16 protein-coding genes are annotated in these 17,074 nt (G+C 38.2%); 3 read left to right on the plus strand and 13 right to left on the minus strand.

All coding sequences use genetic code 11. From position 1 onward, the window contains the following. Positions 1-375: 375 nt before the first annotated feature. Entirely contained in the window at positions 376-1,731 is a 1,356-nt protein-coding gene (locus tag C9J45_RS18600) for a DUF4397 domain-containing protein (RefSeq protein ID WP_107262176.1), read from the plus strand. 131 nt (positions 1,732-1,862) lie between these two features. Here C9J45_RS18600 and C9J45_RS18605 read toward each other — a convergent pair whose 3' ends face one another. The 12 genes from C9J45_RS18605 to C9J45_RS18660 all read right to left on the minus strand — a co-directional run bounded on the left by C9J45_RS18605 (position 1,863) and on the right by C9J45_RS18660 (position 11,683). Further along, positions 1,863-2,240 carry a hypothetical protein gene (locus C9J45_RS18605; RefSeq protein WP_107290612.1) on the minus strand — a complete coding sequence of 126 codons (378 nt, stop codon included), beginning with the start codon at positions 2,238-2,240 and terminating at the stop codon, positions 1,863-1,865. Positions 2,241-2,376: 136 nt separating this feature from the next. Next, positions 2,377-2,940 (minus strand): pyridoxamine 5'-phosphate oxidase family protein, encoded by a 564-nt coding sequence (locus tag C9J45_RS18610; protein ID WP_369917485.1) that lies wholly within the window; start codon positions 2,938-2,940, stop codon positions 2,377-2,379. Between the two features lie 111 nt (positions 2,941-3,051). After that, positions 3,052-3,606 carry a dienelactone hydrolase family protein gene (locus C9J45_RS18615; RefSeq protein WP_107206695.1) on the minus strand — a complete coding sequence of 185 codons (555 nt, stop codon included), beginning with the start codon at positions 3,604-3,606 and terminating at the stop codon, positions 3,052-3,054. A 182-nt stretch (positions 3,607-3,788) separates the two neighbouring features. Next, positions 3,789-5,321, minus strand: coding sequence for a phospholipase D family protein (locus C9J45_RS18620; RefSeq protein ID WP_107262170.1), 1,533 nt, complete (start codon positions 5,319-5,321; stop codon positions 3,789-3,791). An 829-nt stretch (positions 5,322-6,150) separates the two neighbouring features. Beyond that, complete coding sequence (locus C9J45_RS18625) at positions 6,151-6,867, minus strand: hypothetical protein (protein ID WP_146144329.1); 717 nt, start codon at positions 6,865-6,867, stop codon at positions 6,151-6,153. Positions 6,868-6,890: 23 nt separating this feature from the next. Next, entirely contained in the window at positions 6,891-7,865 is a 975-nt protein-coding gene (locus C9J45_RS18630) for a metallophosphoesterase (RefSeq protein ID WP_107292863.1), read from the minus strand. 411 nt (positions 7,866-8,276) lie between these two features. Continuing rightward, entirely contained in the window at positions 8,277-8,696 is a 420-nt protein-coding gene (gene arsC / locus C9J45_RS18635; RefSeq protein WP_107262141.1) for an arsenate reductase (glutaredoxin), read from the minus strand. Between the two features lie 4 nt (positions 8,697-8,700). Next, positions 8,701-9,762, minus strand: a complete 1,062-nt coding sequence (gene arsB, locus C9J45_RS18640) for an ACR3 family arsenite efflux transporter (protein WP_107206699.1) — start codon at positions 9,760-9,762, stop codon at positions 8,701-8,703. A 4-nt stretch (positions 9,763-9,766) separates the two neighbouring features. Further along, a complete protein-coding gene (gene arsH, locus C9J45_RS18645) occupies positions 9,767-10,486 on the minus strand; it encodes an arsenical resistance protein ArsH (RefSeq protein WP_045185791.1) in 720 nt (239 codons plus the stop codon). A gap of 52 nt (positions 10,487-10,538) precedes the next feature. Continuing rightward, entirely contained in the window at positions 10,539-10,862 is a 324-nt protein-coding gene (locus tag C9J45_RS18650; protein WP_107206700.1) for a metalloregulator ArsR/SmtB family transcription factor, read from the minus strand. 196 nt (positions 10,863-11,058) lie between these two features. Beyond that, positions 11,059-11,244: a hypothetical protein gene (locus C9J45_RS18655; RefSeq protein WP_107292864.1), complete on the minus strand. Its 186-nt coding sequence runs from the start codon at positions 11,242-11,244 to the stop codon at positions 11,059-11,061. Between the two features lie 73 nt (positions 11,245-11,317). Next, positions 11,318-11,683, minus strand: coding sequence for a hypothetical protein (locus tag C9J45_RS18660; protein ID WP_107206702.1), 366 nt, complete (start codon positions 11,681-11,683; stop codon positions 11,318-11,320). Between the two features lie 269 nt (positions 11,684-11,952). Here C9J45_RS18660 and C9J45_RS18665 point away from each other — a divergent pair, with 269 nt between their 5' ends. Beyond that, positions 11,953-12,273 (plus strand): hypothetical protein, encoded by a 321-nt coding sequence (locus C9J45_RS18665; protein WP_107206703.1) that lies wholly within the window; start codon positions 11,953-11,955, stop codon positions 12,271-12,273. Positions 12,274-12,553: 280 nt separating this feature from the next. Further along, a complete protein-coding gene (locus C9J45_RS18670; protein ID WP_107290617.1) occupies positions 12,554-13,891 on the plus strand; it encodes a YadA-like family protein in 1,338 nt (445 codons plus the stop codon). 60 nt (positions 13,892-13,951) lie between these two features. Here the strand turns inward: C9J45_RS18670 and C9J45_RS18675 are convergent, their stop codons facing one another. Beyond that, positions 13,952-17,074 carry an efflux RND transporter permease subunit gene (locus C9J45_RS18675; RefSeq protein WP_107246218.1) on the minus strand — a complete coding sequence of 1,041 codons (3,123 nt, stop codon included), beginning with the start codon at positions 17,072-17,074 and terminating at the stop codon, positions 13,952-13,954.

Genomic DNA, 17,074 nt, shown 5'->3' on the forward strand with positions numbered 1-17,074 from the left:
CCATAATAAAATACAGAACATTTAAATTAACAGGCGAGCAATAAAACGCTTCATAAGAGTAATATTTAACTTCCTTATTAATAAATCACCTATTTTATAAATTTGTTGCTTTTAAAAATGAGTTTCATATACAAACAAGTTAGATCAATGTAATAGAAATGATAACAAACAGAGCGTAAGCATATTTATCTATTTTTAATTTTCACAACAACTTATCCAAGGTTTCTAATATGAAAAAAGTAATAATTCATAGCTATTGAGTGATATTCCTCACAATAAGACAAATGATGCAAAGTGACGTTTTTTTGCTTGTGAACCAATATATTCATATTGCCGTAGAAATTTTTCCTTAATCAAGCAAGGAAGAGGTTTTATATGAAAAAAACAACACTTACATTACTTACAACTGCGGCATTAATCTTAAACGGTTGTGACAGCGATTCGCATGATGAAAATGAGACAAAACAAGCTGAAATGCCTACTTCACAGTTAAGGGTCACGCATGCAAGTGCGGATGCTCCGCTTGTTTCTATTTTAATGGATGGTGATGTAGTCAGTGGCTTATCTAACGTTGATTATCAGCAAGGTAGCCCATTACTTACTGTTAATTCAGGCAGTCATGATCTGATTGTGCGTGGACTTCTTGCAAACGATGCGACCGCTGATGTGATCACAGCAAACGCAGTAAACCTTGCACCAGATATGCAGTATGACGTCTTTGCTGTAAATAATGTGAATGCTATAGAGCCTGTGATTCTTTCTCGGTCTAATGAAGCCCCTGATGACCAATCTATTCGCGTCGATGTGTTACATGGACACCCCAACGTTGGTGGTGTTGATATTCACGTAACGACCGATCCTAGTATCAGTGCAGATACAATTGCGGTTTCCGATCTCACCTTTAAAGAAGACGATGCAAATCTCCCCGTTACACTTCCCGCTGGTGAATACCGAATAAGGATCACGTTAGCAGGTAACAGTACTGATGCCGATGTAGTATATGACAGTGGCAACATCGCATTAGATGGTGGTAGCGACTTAATGGTCACAGCAGTACCCAATGTAAGCGGTGGTGCCGTTTCTCCTGTCAACCTTCTTGTTGCAGACGGATCAACCGTTAATGTACTGAGAAACACTGGCGAAAACTCAACGGTGCGTGTTGGTCATGCCGTCGCTGATTTAGGTGATGTCGATGTAAGAGCCAGTGGCAATGTTGTGTCTGGACTTGATTCGATAAGCTATGAAACAATTAAAAGCCTTGATTTAGCGCCGAACACTTACGATTTAACGGTTACTCCTTCTGGATCAACAACACCTGAAGCCATTAAAGCTCCAGGCACCCCTTTTGCAGCAGGCTCTGAAACAACCATTTTTGCCGTCGGACAATTTGCCGCTCAATCTATAGAACCTGTTATTATTGAAGATGATTTAAGAAGTGTTGCGACATATGCAAAACTAAGAGTCGTTCATGCTAATCCAATAGCAGGCACAGTGGATATTCACGCAGCCCCTACCGGTACAGGATTCTCAGCCGATACTGCGGTATTACAAAATGTGAATTTCAAAGACTCTGCTGTACTTAACGTGGGTGAAGGTAATTACGATTTCGCCGTGGCAGAAGCAGGGACTACCAATGTATTGCTAACAGCGACCAATGTAGCGCTTGCGGGAGGTAACGTGGCAACCGCATTTGCAACTGAAAACGCCATTGCGTTAAACGTCGACAAATAACAACCTTAAAAAACATAACAAAAAGTCCGCAATCTTTTACTACTAGGCGCTAGTAATAAGTTAATTGCGGACTTTTTCATTGGCATTACGCTATCAAAAGCATTGCCTTATACTTACAACGCTGAATTAAACTAATCGTCAATACCGCAATCAGTGCAACTTAGCAGTACGATTTCGTGTTCAAATACACCGACATCGCTACCATCAGCAAAAAGCTCAGCAATTTCTTCTGCTACTTCTTGTTCATCTTCAGCTTTAACTTGATGCGCTAACTCTTCTTCAGAATAACCGTAGAAATTAAGCAATAAATAATCACGAGCTTCATCTTTTGTACAAGTTACGTTCACCGACACTTCAGGCTCAACGTTATCTTGCGCAATAATCGCAGACGCTTGTGCAATAACATCTTCTTTCATCGCTGCGGTTAACCAACCAAGATCAATGCTTACTGTATTTTTTTTACAGTTAAAACATGGCAGTTTCTGAAAGTAATATTGAAAGTCAGTCATAGATAATTTCTTCTTTAAATGTTGTTTTGCAAGATTATGAGCGTTTTCTAGCAAAATACTAGCGTAACAGGCCATGAATACGTTATATCGTGAGTAGTATGATGAAGTATTAGGCGCGAAATAACCGCTTAATTCATTACTCTACGTCCAAGCCAGATCTTTTCGCTATTTCAGTTTCAAAGCCATCGATACTTTTTTGATTCTTTTTGAGCCAGTATTGCTCTATTCCTTCGACACCTTGCTTTTTTGACCAATTCGCCAAGTCATCACGATCCCCCTCATAGCTAAAATACGGAACCGACATGCCACAAGACGACTGAACAAAATCAATATCTAAGATAAATATTTGTCTAGAAGCGACACTTTCTGGAAATAGCTGCACAAACTGATCCCATTCCTCATCTTTAGTATGTAAGACTTTTGCCTTCCCATATACTCGAAAAATGAGCGGAGCTCCTTCAAATGCACAGAACATGAGTGTCATTCGTGCGTTTTTAATAACATGCGATGCAGACTCATTACCGCTACCTGTTAAATTTAACCACGCTATTTGCTTTGAATTGATGACTCTCAATGAATCACCACCTTTAGGTGACAAATTCACATTACCGCTATCAGCGGCAGTACCAACAAAATAGATTTTTTGCTTTTCGATAAACTCTACATGTTTATCTGATAATTCAGAAAATTGTTTACCCAAAATAGTCACCTTCATATTAAGTATTCAATACTAGAGATCGCGCCAAGTTTAAAACAAACTAGTTGGCTATCCGTTGAGATACAAAGTACATCCTATTATCTGCCGATGAGATCACCTAATTTCATTCAAAATATACTCTAACCCCATCGTCTCACCTTGTTTATCATAAGCATCAGATAAACAATTCATAAAGCCGTGTTTATAAGGCATGATTTGAGTCGTTACATTTACTCGATGAAGAAGTACTGTATTCATGGTTAAAACGTCAAAAGAGGCTTCTTTTTTCGGAAAAATAACCGCTGTTGGTACTTTCGGCTCAATATCCACGTGATGACGTATTTGTGAAGGATAAAAGCAAAGAATACTTTTACAATCAGATGCGACTAATTCGGATATTCGCCAAGCAGCATTTGCGCCTGCGCTAAAACCTATCAGTACATCAGGCTTATCTTTTAATACTGACTCACAAACTAAAGATAAGTAATCATCATGCCCACAAGCTTTAATAAATTGCTCATACGCAGCTTTTTCACTAGAAAACTCAAAGCGAACACCTTGGTAAGGGTCAACGATTTTTACACTGTCAGTATGTTGAGCAATAAATGAGGCCATCTTATCTGTGGTTTCACATAAACCAAAAATATCGGTGACAATAATAACCTTCATAAATGCTCCTTTATATAATTAACCCATAGCAGATACTAATAAATATGTTATTAATACTGAAGTGAGTAACAAATAAACTTAGAAACCAACCGTGAAACAATAGAAAAAAGAGCAACTATTGCATTAAAAACAAAAAGCCAGCCTCAGAGGCTGACTTTGCAATCTCTTATTAAAATTAGTGCTTACAAATACTTCTCTATTGGCAATAACTGTAATAATTCTGATTTCATACGATCCCATTGTTTAGTGTTCGGTTCACTGTCCCATATTTCGTTACCCGAATGCCAATACACATCGCCATCATCCAGACTTAAATGCCAACTGTTAGTGTCTTGCATTGCGCCCTCTAAGGTCGTAGCCAGCTCTGTGGCAATCTTAGGGTTTTCTATCACCAATAGCGACTCAGTGTTAAGATAGGTAGAACGTAAATTGAAGTTGAATGAGCCAATCGTCGCTATTTGATGGTCAAATACCGCTGATTTAGCGTGTAAACCGTATACCGCATTCGGTGCACATTTGTCGTTATCTTGAATAACAATCTTGCATAACTTAGCGTCAGGCTTTAATTCATATAAATCCATGCCACTTTCAAGCATCTCTTGCCGTCTACCAGCATAACCAGAATGATTCGTCACAAGATCATTCGATGCCATTGAGTTTGTCAGCGCTTTGATCTCCACGCCCTTTTGCGTAAGCTGCTGTAAACCTGCTAGTTGTTTATCATCAAAGACTAAATATGCTGATTCAATAATGATGTCATTTTTTGTATTTTTCGCCAGTGTAGATAAATACTGCGCCGTTGCTTTTGGCTGATCACTATTATCAACATCATCTGGAATTGGCTTATCTGCAATATATGTGGCTTTGGCTCCAGTCATCTTCTTTAACTGCGTTGATAAGTACGTCATGGCTGCATTTTGGCTTTGAGGCAATGCCGGATAGTTTTTATATTCAGGTACAGGGATACTGTTAAGCATTAACTGTGGTAGTGGTTTAGCTTTATCCCTTAATAAATCAACTGAATATGCCCACTCACTATTCCAATAATCATTAAAGCTGTGTTGAACATCCGCGACAACTTTTCCACTTGCTAATACATCACGATCACGCAAGTTAAGTTCATGGGAAAGGTCAAAATACTCATCACCAATATTACGTCCACCAACAACAGTAAAAGCACCATCAACAGTGAAAGATTTATTATGCATACGACGATTTAAACGTGAAAAGTCCCCTACAAAACTTATCCATTTGCCAGCATTACGGGTAGGGATCGGATTAAAAATGCGGATATCGATATTAGGGTGTGCATCGAGTTTTGTTAGCAGTGCTTCACGATCGTTTAGGTTAATATCATCAAGCAACACACGCACATAAACACCACGATCAGCGGCTGCGACTAAACGACTCGCTAAATAACGACCAGAACTATCTGAATTCCAAATATAGTATTGAATATCTATTGTATGCTCGGCAGCTTCAACCAAAGCTAGACGTTGCGCCAATGCATCCCAGCCCGTATTTTGCACCAGAACTGCGCTTGGTGTTTGTGGCGTTATAAATGGATTGTGGCGATCGTTTAATGTCGATAACGCACTGGTTAATTTCGGTGTTAGTGGCGCATCAAGATGCTCTGCTTGTTTAGGCAGTGAGGAACACCCTGTCAGAATAGTGATAAAGATAACACTTGCACCTATCACTTTATTTATTGGCATGTATAACAATATCCTTATTCTGTAAGCCGCGATTCATTCGCTTTTGATTTAATTTTACACCCGCATTGCCATTATTTAATAATAGCCAGCAACAAGCTAGTTATCTAAACAGTCAATCAAATACCGTTAAGCCAACCACACTCATTTCAGCATAATCTATTTCATGCATTGTTAACTTTTCGTCATCGAACACTAAAAATATTCGGTTTTACTATGTATTACCGAAAGGATTTCGACGAGTACGTTATTATGGTTTGCTGTGTGGTCGTAATCAGAAATAGCGTCATCGAATTAACGCTTCAGGAGTAAAGAGGATTTCATTATCAATCAGAGTGTTAAAGTTATTGGTTCACACCAAGAATAACGCTCGATTTCTTTTTGGCATCCCCCGTCATGATATTTCCATACTTACTTATATAAGGTGGCTTGGGTTTGTCCAACACTTCGGATAGGTATCGGCTGCGAGACACATATCCTTATCTGTTATAAGCCCGAAACACTCCTACATACTAAAAAGCGCTCAACACAAAGTGCTGAGCGCCTTACCTTATTGTTAGATTACATTACTATATATAAATCTACTCTAAATAATATACTAGGTTCTATTCTCATTAAATATCCTCTTTTTAAATAATAACCATTTAATATATAAACCAAGTATATCCGTATACAACATTATCAGGCTGTAGCTCTGATAATTTAACACCCTCGTAGGCTGTAAAGTAACTTATGTAATTAGGGTAAATAACGAGCATATTCAGAGGCTCTATGAGGGACTTTTTCCCATACAAAAAATTACTTGCGTCCATGCTTCAACAACCTAAAATTTTCAACCTTTAATCAGTTCCAACCACTTAGAATTATCACGGCTACCTTTCTGATTAACAAACCAACAACATAAACCAAGAAACCTGTCCAATGTTAGAGATTGCTCACACTTTTCGCTATTAACAAATATTCGACTAGTCTTAGCTTCTGAATTTAATAGTTTCTTAGCAAGTTTTGCTATTCTTGAGTCTAAACCATTGTTAATTTTTCCGCGCCCCACAATATAGACATTAATATTTTTAATGCATACTCTATGTTTTTCTTTAAAGACACGCTGTAACAGAGAATTCGTAATTGCATAATTAATTGCATTTACCTTTTTTCTATCATCATCATGATCGAATAAATAGGCAGGCAAACTGACCGAAAGAAAGAAACCACTTTCACTTAGTGCCTTTACCTTACTTACAGTAATATCCTTTTGTTCATCTGGTATTTTTTTAAAAGAACCAGAAAACTCATCACCAGAAAAATAACTTTGAAGATCAAGTAAATTCTCATAAGCAAACCCTATATCTTTTACACATAAGACAATACCTGTAATATTTTGATTAATAGGAGTCTGTTTTACAACATCTGGACTTGGGAGCCATAATATAGTGTCAAAATCTGAGTAGTAACTATCGTAGTCACTATTTGGGTCAATAAAAATATCATCTAATATTTTTATTGACCCAACATTACTATACATAGAATCAAAAAAATTTGATGTTTTCAAATCAAATTCTTGAGAGCATGCTTTTATGTAAGTTTTTTTTTAGCATTTTTAAAGTCAACCAATATTGATTGAGACTGCTCGTTGTTTTTAATCCAATTTCCAGACTGCTCAGAAAAAACAAAATTATTAGGAGTTACTCTTGAATCTTCAATGTTGATTTCAAGGATTGAAAACTCTTTTTTCCATTTACCGCCTGTATATGCAGAACCACACTTAAAATTTGTTAGTGATTGACCATAGTTATTTGCACGACTATGCCCTTCAGCGTCGTGTACGTGACCAGACATGAGGAAATGACAACCAGTTTGTTGACCAAGTAAGTTTTCTAACTCTTTTTGGTTCCAATCTACAAACCAGCCACCCTCGATTGGGTGGTGCATCATACAAATGTTTAACCCTCCAAGACGGTTAGCTTGACCTAAACAGGCATTTAGCTGATTCAGGTCAACACACAGATTTCCTTGATCAGAATTGTTACATGAAAGTAGAGCCGTATTCGCCATGATAAAATTGATATTAAAGTCATTATTTATATCGGATACCAAGTTGACGTGTTTATCCCATTCACTAACTACCCATGAGTTTTTGCGTTTAAACTCACTATGCCAACTTTTGAAGCAACCCAAGGAAAGAAAGGTGTCCTCAAATTCTTCCAAATACTCATTAAACATATCCTGACTGCTAGCAGCACCTCTGGCTGTTACAGACTTAATCAACTTTCTATCTACATCGTGATTTCCCGGACAAATGAGCATTTTTGCCTTAGGGTTACCCATTGCTGAGAAAATCTCTTCTAGCCAAGATTCTGCTAATTTGTATTCACTTTCTAATGCATGGTTCGCTAGATCCCCAGTGAATACACAATAGTCTATTGACCTTTCATAGTTTTGGACTGCCTCTACCAATGCTTCTACAATTCTATCTTGAGTGTTGGTTTTTTCATTTGCTTGAAAATGAACATCTGAAATGTGAAGAATATTCAAGGTTTGAGTACTCATTTTTATCTGGTTGACTATGCTGCATAAATTAGAAAAAGAATTCTATCAACTAACATACTAATTTTCAATGTGTTAACTAAATATCAGCAACCACACAGCTAGTACATATAACGGAATATCAACAAACACTTTACTTCTACGCTTTATTAATACAGCAAATATTCATCATTCTAATAATTAAAAAACCTTATTTTTACTAACTTGGTCGTAATAAACCACTTCTAATTAATTGCTCTTGATAAAAGTAAAAGCACAACCATGTATACAGCCACATATATCAACAGCTAATGAAATTGAGATAATTAAGAAATTGAGCATTGTCTTATCATCTAAACGAAAAAAAGCTCTGATTTTCATCAGAGCTTTAAACATGTCTATTTATACTTACTTAAGTTGTAGTGGCAAAAGCAATTACAGTAGACGGTTTCCGTTGGCGTCGATGATGACTTCACCATCTTCCTTAATTAGTGGTCCTTTCGGCCAGTTTTCTAGCACGTCTAATACTACTTCACTAGGGCGACACAGTTTTACACCTTTTGCCGTACATACGATTGGGCGGTTCACCAATACAGGGTGCTCTAGCATGGCTTCTAAAATCACGTCGTCTGATACACTTTCATCTAATAAACCGAGCTCTTTAGCTGGCGACTTACTGGTACGTAATGCAGTGCGTGGGGTTAAATTTGCCGCTGCAAATAACGCTTGAAGCTGAGGTTTTGTCCACCCTTCTTGAATGTATTCAATCACAACTGGCTCATAGCCTGCATCTTGGATAATTTGCAGCACATTTCTTGAGGTACCGCACTCTGGATTATGGTGAATAACAACCATTTTTTTACTCTCCGTGTACTTTTGAAATAGTGTTTGATGGCATTTCGTTTTCATCAAACCAATGGCGAGTACGGTTGGCAAACCATACTAAAGACAACATAACGGGTACTTCCACCAGCACGCCAACAACGGTGGCAAGAGCGGCACCTGAGTGTAAACCAAACAGTGAAATCGCAACGGCTACCGCTAATTCAAAGAAGTTAGAGGTACCAATCATACAAGCGGGTGCTGCAATGTTATGAGCTAACTTCATGCGTTTTGCAGCCCAGTAAGCAATGGCAAAAATCGCATAAGTTTGGATCAATAGTGGAATCGCAATTAATACAATCGCTTCAGGGTTAGCGATAATTGTTTCAGCTTGGAAACCAAACAATAAAACCACTGTTGATAACAAACCAATGATTGACCAAGGTTTTAGCTTGGCTAATAAGTTATCTAAACGAGAATGGTCGTTTGATTTATCTAACGCTTTACGAGTAATGGCACCCGCCACTAATGGGATCACCACATACAGCACCACTGATAATACGAGGGTATCCCAAGGCACAGTAATGTCTGTCACACCTAGCAAGAATGCCGCAATCGGTGCGAAAGCAAAGATCATGATCAGATCGTTAACGGATACTTGTACCAAGGTGTAGTTCGCATCACCTTTGGTCATTTGGCTCCACACAAATACCATTGCGGTACAAGGTGCAACGCCCAATAAGATCATACCTGCGATGTATTGAGAAGCGGTTTCTGGATCAACCCAAGAGGCGAAGAAAACTTTGAAGAATAGCCAACCTAGAAACGCCATAGAAAATGGTTTTACTAACCAGTTAATCACCAGTGTTAGCACTAGGCCTTTCGGTTTTTTACCCACATCTTTGATCGATGAGAAATCAATCTGCATCATCATTGGGAAGATCATTAACCAAATTAATACCGCAATGACGATATTAACGTGCGCGTATTCAAGCGATGCCACCACACTAAATAATTGTGGGATTGCACTGCCAAGAATAAGACCGGCAATAATGGCAGCCCCAACCCATACGGTTAAGTAACGTTCAAACAGTCCCATTTTATTAGCCTTCTTTTTGGTTTACACGTTGCATTAATTGCTCTGCACTTTCGACACGTTCTGAATAACGATCGACTAAGAAATCACTGTTATCGCGGGTTAATAGCGTAAATTTCACTAGCTCTTCCATCACATCAACAATGCGGTTGTAGTAACCAGATGGCTTCATACGATCGTTATCGTCAAATTCTAAAAACGCTTTCGCTACTGATGATTGGTTAGGGATAGTTACCATACGCATCCAACGACCCAGCACACGAAGCTGATTTACTACATTGAATGATTGAGAGCCACCACACACTTGCATTACCGCCAGTGTTTTCCCTTGAGTTGGACGAACAGCCCCCATAGATAATGGGATCCAATCAATTTGTGCTTTCATAATGCCAGTCATCGAGCCATGTCGCTCTGGTGAACACCACACTTGCCCTTCTGACCAGATCACAAGATCTCTTAACTCTGCGACTTTGGGGTGCGTTGGATCTTCTGCATCTGGTAGTGGTAATCCTTGTGGATCAAAAATACGGACTTCTGCGCCCATTTTTACTAATAATCGCGCTGATTCTTCAATCACTAACTTGCTAAAAGAACGCTTACGTAATGATCCGTAAAGCAACAGAATACGCGGTTTATGGGTTGATTTTGGCGCAACTAAATCTTCTGACGTCGTAACATTGAACTGGTTTTCATCAAGATTTGGTAACGATAAGTCTTTAATTTCCATGTTGTGGCCTATGTATAAATAGTCTTTAACTCTGTCACTAATCGATATGTAATTAGCAACTAGAACAATCTGATTCGAGTCGAGATAAACAGTCTTCTAAATATTGATGACTGTTTTGTGACGATGTTGAAACTATCTCGCTCATCCAAGGTGGTATTGCAGGATTCAGTCGGTAATACACCCATTTTGCTCGGCGCTCATCGACCAACAACCCAGTACGACGTAATTCTGCTAAATGACGAGACACTTTAGGCTGGCTAATATCTAATGCTTGTTGTAAATCACACACACAAAGCTCCCCTTTCAAACTAAGGAGCATAAGTACTTTAAGGCGAGTGTCATCCGCCATGGCTTTGAAGAAAGATAGTGTTTCCATAAATTCACATGCGATTTTTCATATATATGATTTTTAATATATGTAGATCTACTTTTAATGTCAACAGTGAACGAAATGTGAAAAAGGGTTTATTTGATGTATTTAAATCTTCAGGAAGGGAAAGGTGATTGTAGAGAAGTTAAAAGTGGGATATCAGACGATAACCATACCCCACCAATAGGCAGTGGTAAGCGGTTTACTCTATCGTATTACATTGTTTTTCTATGTAATTATAGCTATGCCCAGCATCTAAACAGCGATCAATGGTCACGAATTCATGAAACGTTTTTACCGCATAAGCAAAGGCTAATAACAGCGTCACTCTTATCGTGACATCAAGCCAACTCCCTCTTCCCCAGAGTGCTTTATTCTTTGATTTCATAATCCTTTATCCTTTATCCTTTTCTATAGCAGCTGTATAGCGTTCTAGTGATACCTATAACAACACCAAGCATCTATGGTTTATTGGCAGGCGTTCGTTTGGCTTTTTGATTTAACCAATGGTCACTGTCTATCTGGGTATTCTTTCTTAGTGGTGTTTTTCTCTGGCTTGTTTTCTTCGCAGGCTCTATCGCATCAGGTTGGCGAGGCTTTTTTGTCCCTTGTTTTTTTATCGGCTTTTCTTCGATGAAATCATCTTCAATAATACTATCGTCTTCTTCATTTTCACTCTCTAGCATTGATTGATAAGTGTTCAAACGCGTTTTAAGATGAGAGAAATAACTGCCATGTGATTTCTTTTTTCGTTTTCTTATAAAGAGTAAATTAAAGATAAGAAACAAAATCATGAAGGGAACAAACCACAGTACATCGCTAAACATTAAGTTCTCCTCCTTTAAATTTAAACAAAGTCATTTGCATTACATCTATTATAACGCAATATTTTCATAAACTTAGAAAAAATTAAAAACGGCTCTAATGTTTAATCAGGCTGAACGTTTATTAACATATGAATAACTCATATTATAGATAAACGGCATAGTGAGATGTTAAAATCATTAATTGTTGTTCGTTAGCATTCATTCTATTGAGCATTGCTGCATCCTAATTTAGACACAACATCATCAAGATTAACAAACTGAGAATACTCATGAAATTGATAACGACACAAAGCATTATTTTAAGTCTTTTTTTACTGGTAGGTTGCGTAACTGAAAGTGTGAGAGTTGTACCCAAAAAAGTCAGTGTAAATGCAGGCATTGGCTTTAACCCGTGCGGGAGTGAAGTAGAAGGTTATCAATTCTCACCGCAAGGCATGATCACGATTTCTTGCGTAAACGGGATGGTCTATTCTGTCCGCAATCAACAAGAGTTAAAAAAATTAAAAGAAAATGTTATCAAGTGTCAAGAAAATGGCATTAATGATTATTCGGTTTGTTTAACTGTTAAAAGAAATAAGGTTAAAGATTAAATATATTCTAAAATTTAAATGTAGATTTGCAGTCAAGATTAATTAATTTTCTTTTAATTTTGAAAAACACCCATATTTTTCTTTATTTTAAAAAACACCTAAAAAGTCAAAAAACTGGCACATTTAACATCAAACACTAATATATATTCGCTTTTAATGAATATAAACCCTGCCACAATGCATAAATCACATTTTTGGTAACTTTAATTCTATTCCTAACTCTAACTTTATTAATTAAATTGTATATGCTTCCGCTAAATTAAACTATTAGGGTTATGCCATGCTATTAAATAAAAAACATTATTTATTAATATCACTTTTTTCATTACCTGCTTTCGCTCAACCCCTTAATTTAAGTAATAATTTAAGTGATAATTCTTCTAATGCAGCAACGAATACGAATAATGTTATTTTGGGCCAAGGTGCTTCTGTTGCGCAAAGTAACAATTCTGTTGCAATTGGTTACGCATCATCAGCAAAAGGGGAATCGAGTGTTGCTGAAGGTTATTCATCAAGTGCTAATGGTAATGCTGCGATAGCTATGGGGATTGCGGCAAAAAGCCAAGGTAACCAATCTGCCTCTTTTGGCTCTAATGCACAAACATACGGCAATAGTTCCTCTTCATTTGGCTCTGGTGCAATCGCAAAAGGCGTTCAAACCGAGGCTTTTGGCTCTACAGCCAATGCTGATGGCAATGCTTCTATTGCCTTTGGCTCTAGTGCTAAAGCCACTGGGTATTCAACGACGTCGTTGGGTACCAATAGTGTCGCGAAAGGTACATATGCAATGGCTATGGGTACAAGTAGTCATGCTGACGGTAACTATTCAATGGCACTGGGGACTAAAGCGTCAGCGGGTGAAAAAGATATTACTATTGGTAACTATGCGACTGCATCAGGCAAACCTGGTTCTATTGCGATAGGCAATCAATCTGTTTCTACTGATGGCCAAGTATCATTTGGTAGCGATAAGATCCAACGTCGTTTAGAGCATGTACAAGCCGGTATAGCACAAACAGATGCGGTTAACGTAAGTCAGCTACACCAAGGTATTTCACAAGCAAATAAGTATACTGATACTCAAGTATCATCAACATTAAACCAAGCAAAGAGTTATACCAATACTTCAGCGGCTAACACTTTGCACCAAGCTAATAAGTATACCGATACTTCAGCCGCTAACACTTTACATCAAGCGAATGGATATACCGATAATAAAACAGCCGAAGCGGTTAAACAGGCTAACCATTATTCAGATATTGACGCTAATAATGCCGTAAATAAAGCTGATCATTATGCAGATCAAAATGCTGCAGCAACACTCAATAAAGCTAATAGCTATACCGATCAACGTTTTAGTGAACTTAGCCAAGATATTAACAAAGTACATAACGAAGCCAATGCTGGTATTGCAAGTGCAATGGCGATGAGTGCCATTCCTTTCCGTCAAGGTTATCACTATACCATCGGCCTAGGTACGGCAAATTACGATAACCAATCTGCAATTGCATTAGGCGGTAAATTTGATGTTGGACAACGAGGTATCATTACTGTTGCTGCATCTGACGACTCAGAGCATGATACAGGCGTCTCTGCTGGTGTCGGTATTGGTTTCTAGGTTAGGCCATCCATACCGAATACCTCGTTAAATGTAACCACGTTCATCCTTTGACGCAATTTACTCGGATGTGCGTGGTTGCCACCACCAGTGATAAAACCGCCTTATTACTGATTTAACATCTTGTAATATTAAATACAATGATGGCACTAATAGTAAGGTCACAACGGTGGCAAATAAAATCCCAAAGGCTAATGATGTTGCCATCGGGATCACGATCTGTGCTTGTAAGCTATCTTCTAATAAAATAGGCGCGAGACCAAAAAAGGTCGTTAATGACGTTAATACAATCGCCCTAAATCGTGCACACCCCGCATCAATAACCGCTTGTTGTAAGTCAACGCCTTGCTTTAATGCTCGATTAATAAAGGTAACTAACACTAACGAGTCATTGACCACAACCCCAGCTAACGCCAAAATTCCAAACACACTGAGTAAATTAAGGGTAAGCCCAGCAATATAGTGCCCAGCTATTGCGCCGATAATACCGAATGGGATCACAGACATAATAATCAATGGCTGGCTATAAGATCGCAGCGGAATCGCCATTAAAGCGAATATAGTGAGAAGAGCCAGTAAAGCATCACGAATTAAACTACCTTTGGTATTTTTTTCATCTTTTGCTCGACCATCTAACGCTATCTTAATATCAGGGTATTGCTGTTGTAATGTATCGAGTTTATTTGTCAGAATATCATTATAGATCTCAGACGGTGATGTTTGTGCTTTATCAACATTGGCAGACACAATCACAGATCGTTTTCGATCAACCCGATTGATGCTGGTATAAGAAGATTCAATATTAGCCGTGGCAACCTCAGTAAAAGGGACAAACTTGCCACTTGGTAATCTCACCTTCATATTCTCCAAATATCCAATCGTACTGCGTTCTTGTTGCGGATAACGCACCATGACTTTAACCTCTTCATTATTACGCAAAACACGCTGTGCTTCGTAACCAAAAAAAGCATGACGAACTTGGTTGGCTAATGCTGATAATGATAAGCCTAATGCTTCCCCTACTGCGGTTAATTGTAATTTCACTTCTGGTATTGGTGATGAGAGATCATCTTTAATATTTAACGTGCCATCATACTCAGATAACAGTTGTTGCATTGCTTTCGATGCGGCAGCAAGTTGCGTTAAATTTTCGCCTTTTAAACTAAACTGTAAATCACTTTGCTTACGATCAATCGAGGCATCATAGGTAATATTTTTCACTCCGACCAAAGGTGGCATTTGTGCTTGCCATTGTTTTAATATTTCAAAGCTACTGATCGGTAACGTTTCTGTTTTATGGAGCTCGGCTAAGATAAATAAATCTTGCCGATTCGCCATATTCATAAAAGTGTGTTTTACCACATTCACACCCAGCTCTTGATATATTTTGGCATCTGCTTGATACAATGCATCTTCTATTTGAGCCGCAACACGCGCGTTATTTTCATCAGAAGAAGACACATCCATATCTACATTTACTTGAATATAATCAGATGGAAGATTAGGAAAAAAGACCCATCGTAATTGGCCACTTACCACAAGTGCGATAGCAAGCATTAAGATGCCAGAAAACGTCGCTAAGACACTATAGCGATGCCTCGTACACAGGGTAATAAATCGACGATAGTTATAATTTATAAACCGATCGACTGCATTGTTAAAACGCAATTTTAAGCGTGAAAGTAAATGAGGTGTCTTGCTCCGCGGCGTTAAACGCATACGCGCTAAATGTGCAGGAAGGATAAGTTTTGACTCTATCAAAGAAAAGCTTAAACACAGCAATACAATCCATGCGATAGCTTTGAAAAACTCAGTGCGAGGCGCATCCGAAATCAACATGGGGATAAACGCCGCCATGGTCGTTAAGACGCCAAATGTTGCAGGAATAGCGACTTTCTTCGCCCCAGCTATAACGTTATCAATGCCTTGCCCTTTGTCTTCAATTTCACTGTAAACACTTTCTCCCACCACTATTGCATCATCAACAACTATCCCTAGCACTAAAATAAAACCAAACAGCGAGATAAGATTAATTGATACCGCAATAAACGGCGTTGGCATAAACAAAAGCGTACCAAGGAAACAAAATGGGATCCCTAATATGACCCAAAACGCAACGCGTATATCAAGAAAAAGAGCAAGAATAACAAAGACTAATATGCCACCATATAGCATATTGGAAAGCATCATATTCAAACGCCCTTCCAAATAATGTGACATATCTCCCCAGGTGTCGAGATAGACACCCGAAGGTAATTGAGCTTGCTTTTTGGCTATATACTCACTGACTTGATGTGAGATTTTAGTCGCATCTTCATCCGTTAAGTTTCGTACTTGAATAACTGCGGCTCGTTGGCGATTAAAACGATTTAAAACCCTATTTTCAACAAAACCGTCTGAAACAGTGGCGACATCTGATAATAATAATCGGCTACCGTCTGAGCGCGTGCGTAAAACAATCGATGAAAACGCATCACCGCTATACAGTTGACCGTTAGTTCGAACCAATAAATCACCATCTTTAGCTTTAATAATGCCACCGGGTAAATCTATAGATCGCTGTTGAACAACATTCGCGACTTGCTCAAAGGTTAAACCATACTTTCTTAGCGCATTTTCAGAGACATCTATCGCTATTTCATAATCTTTTACGCCTGAAACGACAACGTCAGAAGCACTGCTTTCGAGTAAAATATCGTCTCGAACTTGTTTGGCATATTCTTTTAATTGTCTTTCATTGAGATTGCCATAAAGCGAAATGAACATGACATTACTGGTAAATTCAGCCCGCTTGATCAATGGCGTTTCCATATTGACTGGAAACGTCGTAATGGCATCAATTTGTTGTTTGACATCATCTAGCACTTTCTCAAGATCGGCTCCCGTATCAAGCTCTAAAGTCAATGAAGCCAAGCCTTGAGAAGCGACAGATTCAATCCGCTTGATGTTTTTTACATTATCGAGCGATTGTTCAATTTTAATGTTGATGCTTTGTTCTATATCTTCAGGAGACGCGCCAGGATAACTTGCTGTGATCATAATGCGATTCAAAGCAAAAGCGGGGAAAATTTCTTTATTGATTAAACTAATAGAAAATAAGCCACCTAAAATAACAAGCAACATGAGTAGATTGGCAGCAACATGATTATGGGTAAACCAAGCAATTAATCCTTTTTCTTTCAT

The organism is Photobacterium sp. GB-1 (assembly GCF_003026165.1).
Lineage (GTDB): Bacteria > Pseudomonadota > Gammaproteobacteria > Enterobacterales > Vibrionaceae > Photobacterium.

Bases quoted from the DNA above. Each gene is read 5' to 3' on its own strand.
- C9J45_RS18620 (WP_107262170.1), bottom strand. From the start codon at position 5,321: ATGCCAATAAATAAAGTGATAGGTGCAAGTGTTATCTTTATCACTATT.
- C9J45_RS18650 (WP_107206700.1), bottom strand. From the start codon at position 10,862: ATGGAAACACTATCTTTCTTCAAAGCCATGGCGGATGACACTCGCCTT.
- C9J45_RS18655 (WP_107292864.1), bottom strand. From the start codon at position 11,244: ATGAAATCAAAGAATAAAGCACTCTGGGGAAGAGGGAGTTGGCTTGAT.
- C9J45_RS18600 (WP_107262176.1), top strand. From the start codon at position 376: ATGAAAAAAACAACACTTACATTACTTACAACTGCGGCATTAATCTTA.
- C9J45_RS18675 (WP_107246218.1), bottom strand. From the start codon at position 17,074: ATGAAAGAAAAAGGATTAATTGCTTGGTTTACCCATAATCATGTTGCT.
- arsH (WP_045185791.1), bottom strand. From the start codon at position 10,486: ATGGAAATTAAAGACTTATCGTTACCAAATCTTGATGAAAACCAGTTC.
- arsB (WP_107206699.1), bottom strand. From the start codon at position 9,762: ATGGGACTGTTTGAACGTTACTTAACCGTATGGGTTGGGGCTGCCATT.
- C9J45_RS18615 (WP_107206695.1), bottom strand. From the start codon at position 3,606: ATGAAGGTTATTATTGTCACCGATATTTTTGGTTTATGTGAAACCACA.
- C9J45_RS18665 (WP_107206703.1), top strand. From the start codon at position 11,953: ATGAAATTGATAACGACACAAAGCATTATTTTAAGTCTTTTTTTACTG.
- arsC (WP_107262141.1), bottom strand. From the start codon at position 8,696: ATGGTTGTTATTCACCATAATCCAGAGTGCGGTACCTCAAGAAATGTG.
- C9J45_RS18605 (WP_107290612.1), bottom strand. From the start codon at position 2,240: ATGACTGACTTTCAATATTACTTTCAGAAACTGCCATGTTTTAACTGT.
- C9J45_RS18670 (WP_107290617.1), top strand. From the start codon at position 12,554: ATGCTATTAAATAAAAAACATTATTTATTAATATCACTTTTTTCATTA.
- C9J45_RS18630 (WP_107292863.1), bottom strand. From the start codon at position 7,865: ATGAGTACTCAAACCTTGAATATTCTTCACATTTCAGATGTTCATTTT.
- C9J45_RS18660 (WP_107206702.1), bottom strand. From the start codon at position 11,683: ATGTTTAGCGATGTACTGTGGTTTGTTCCCTTCATGATTTTGTTTCTT.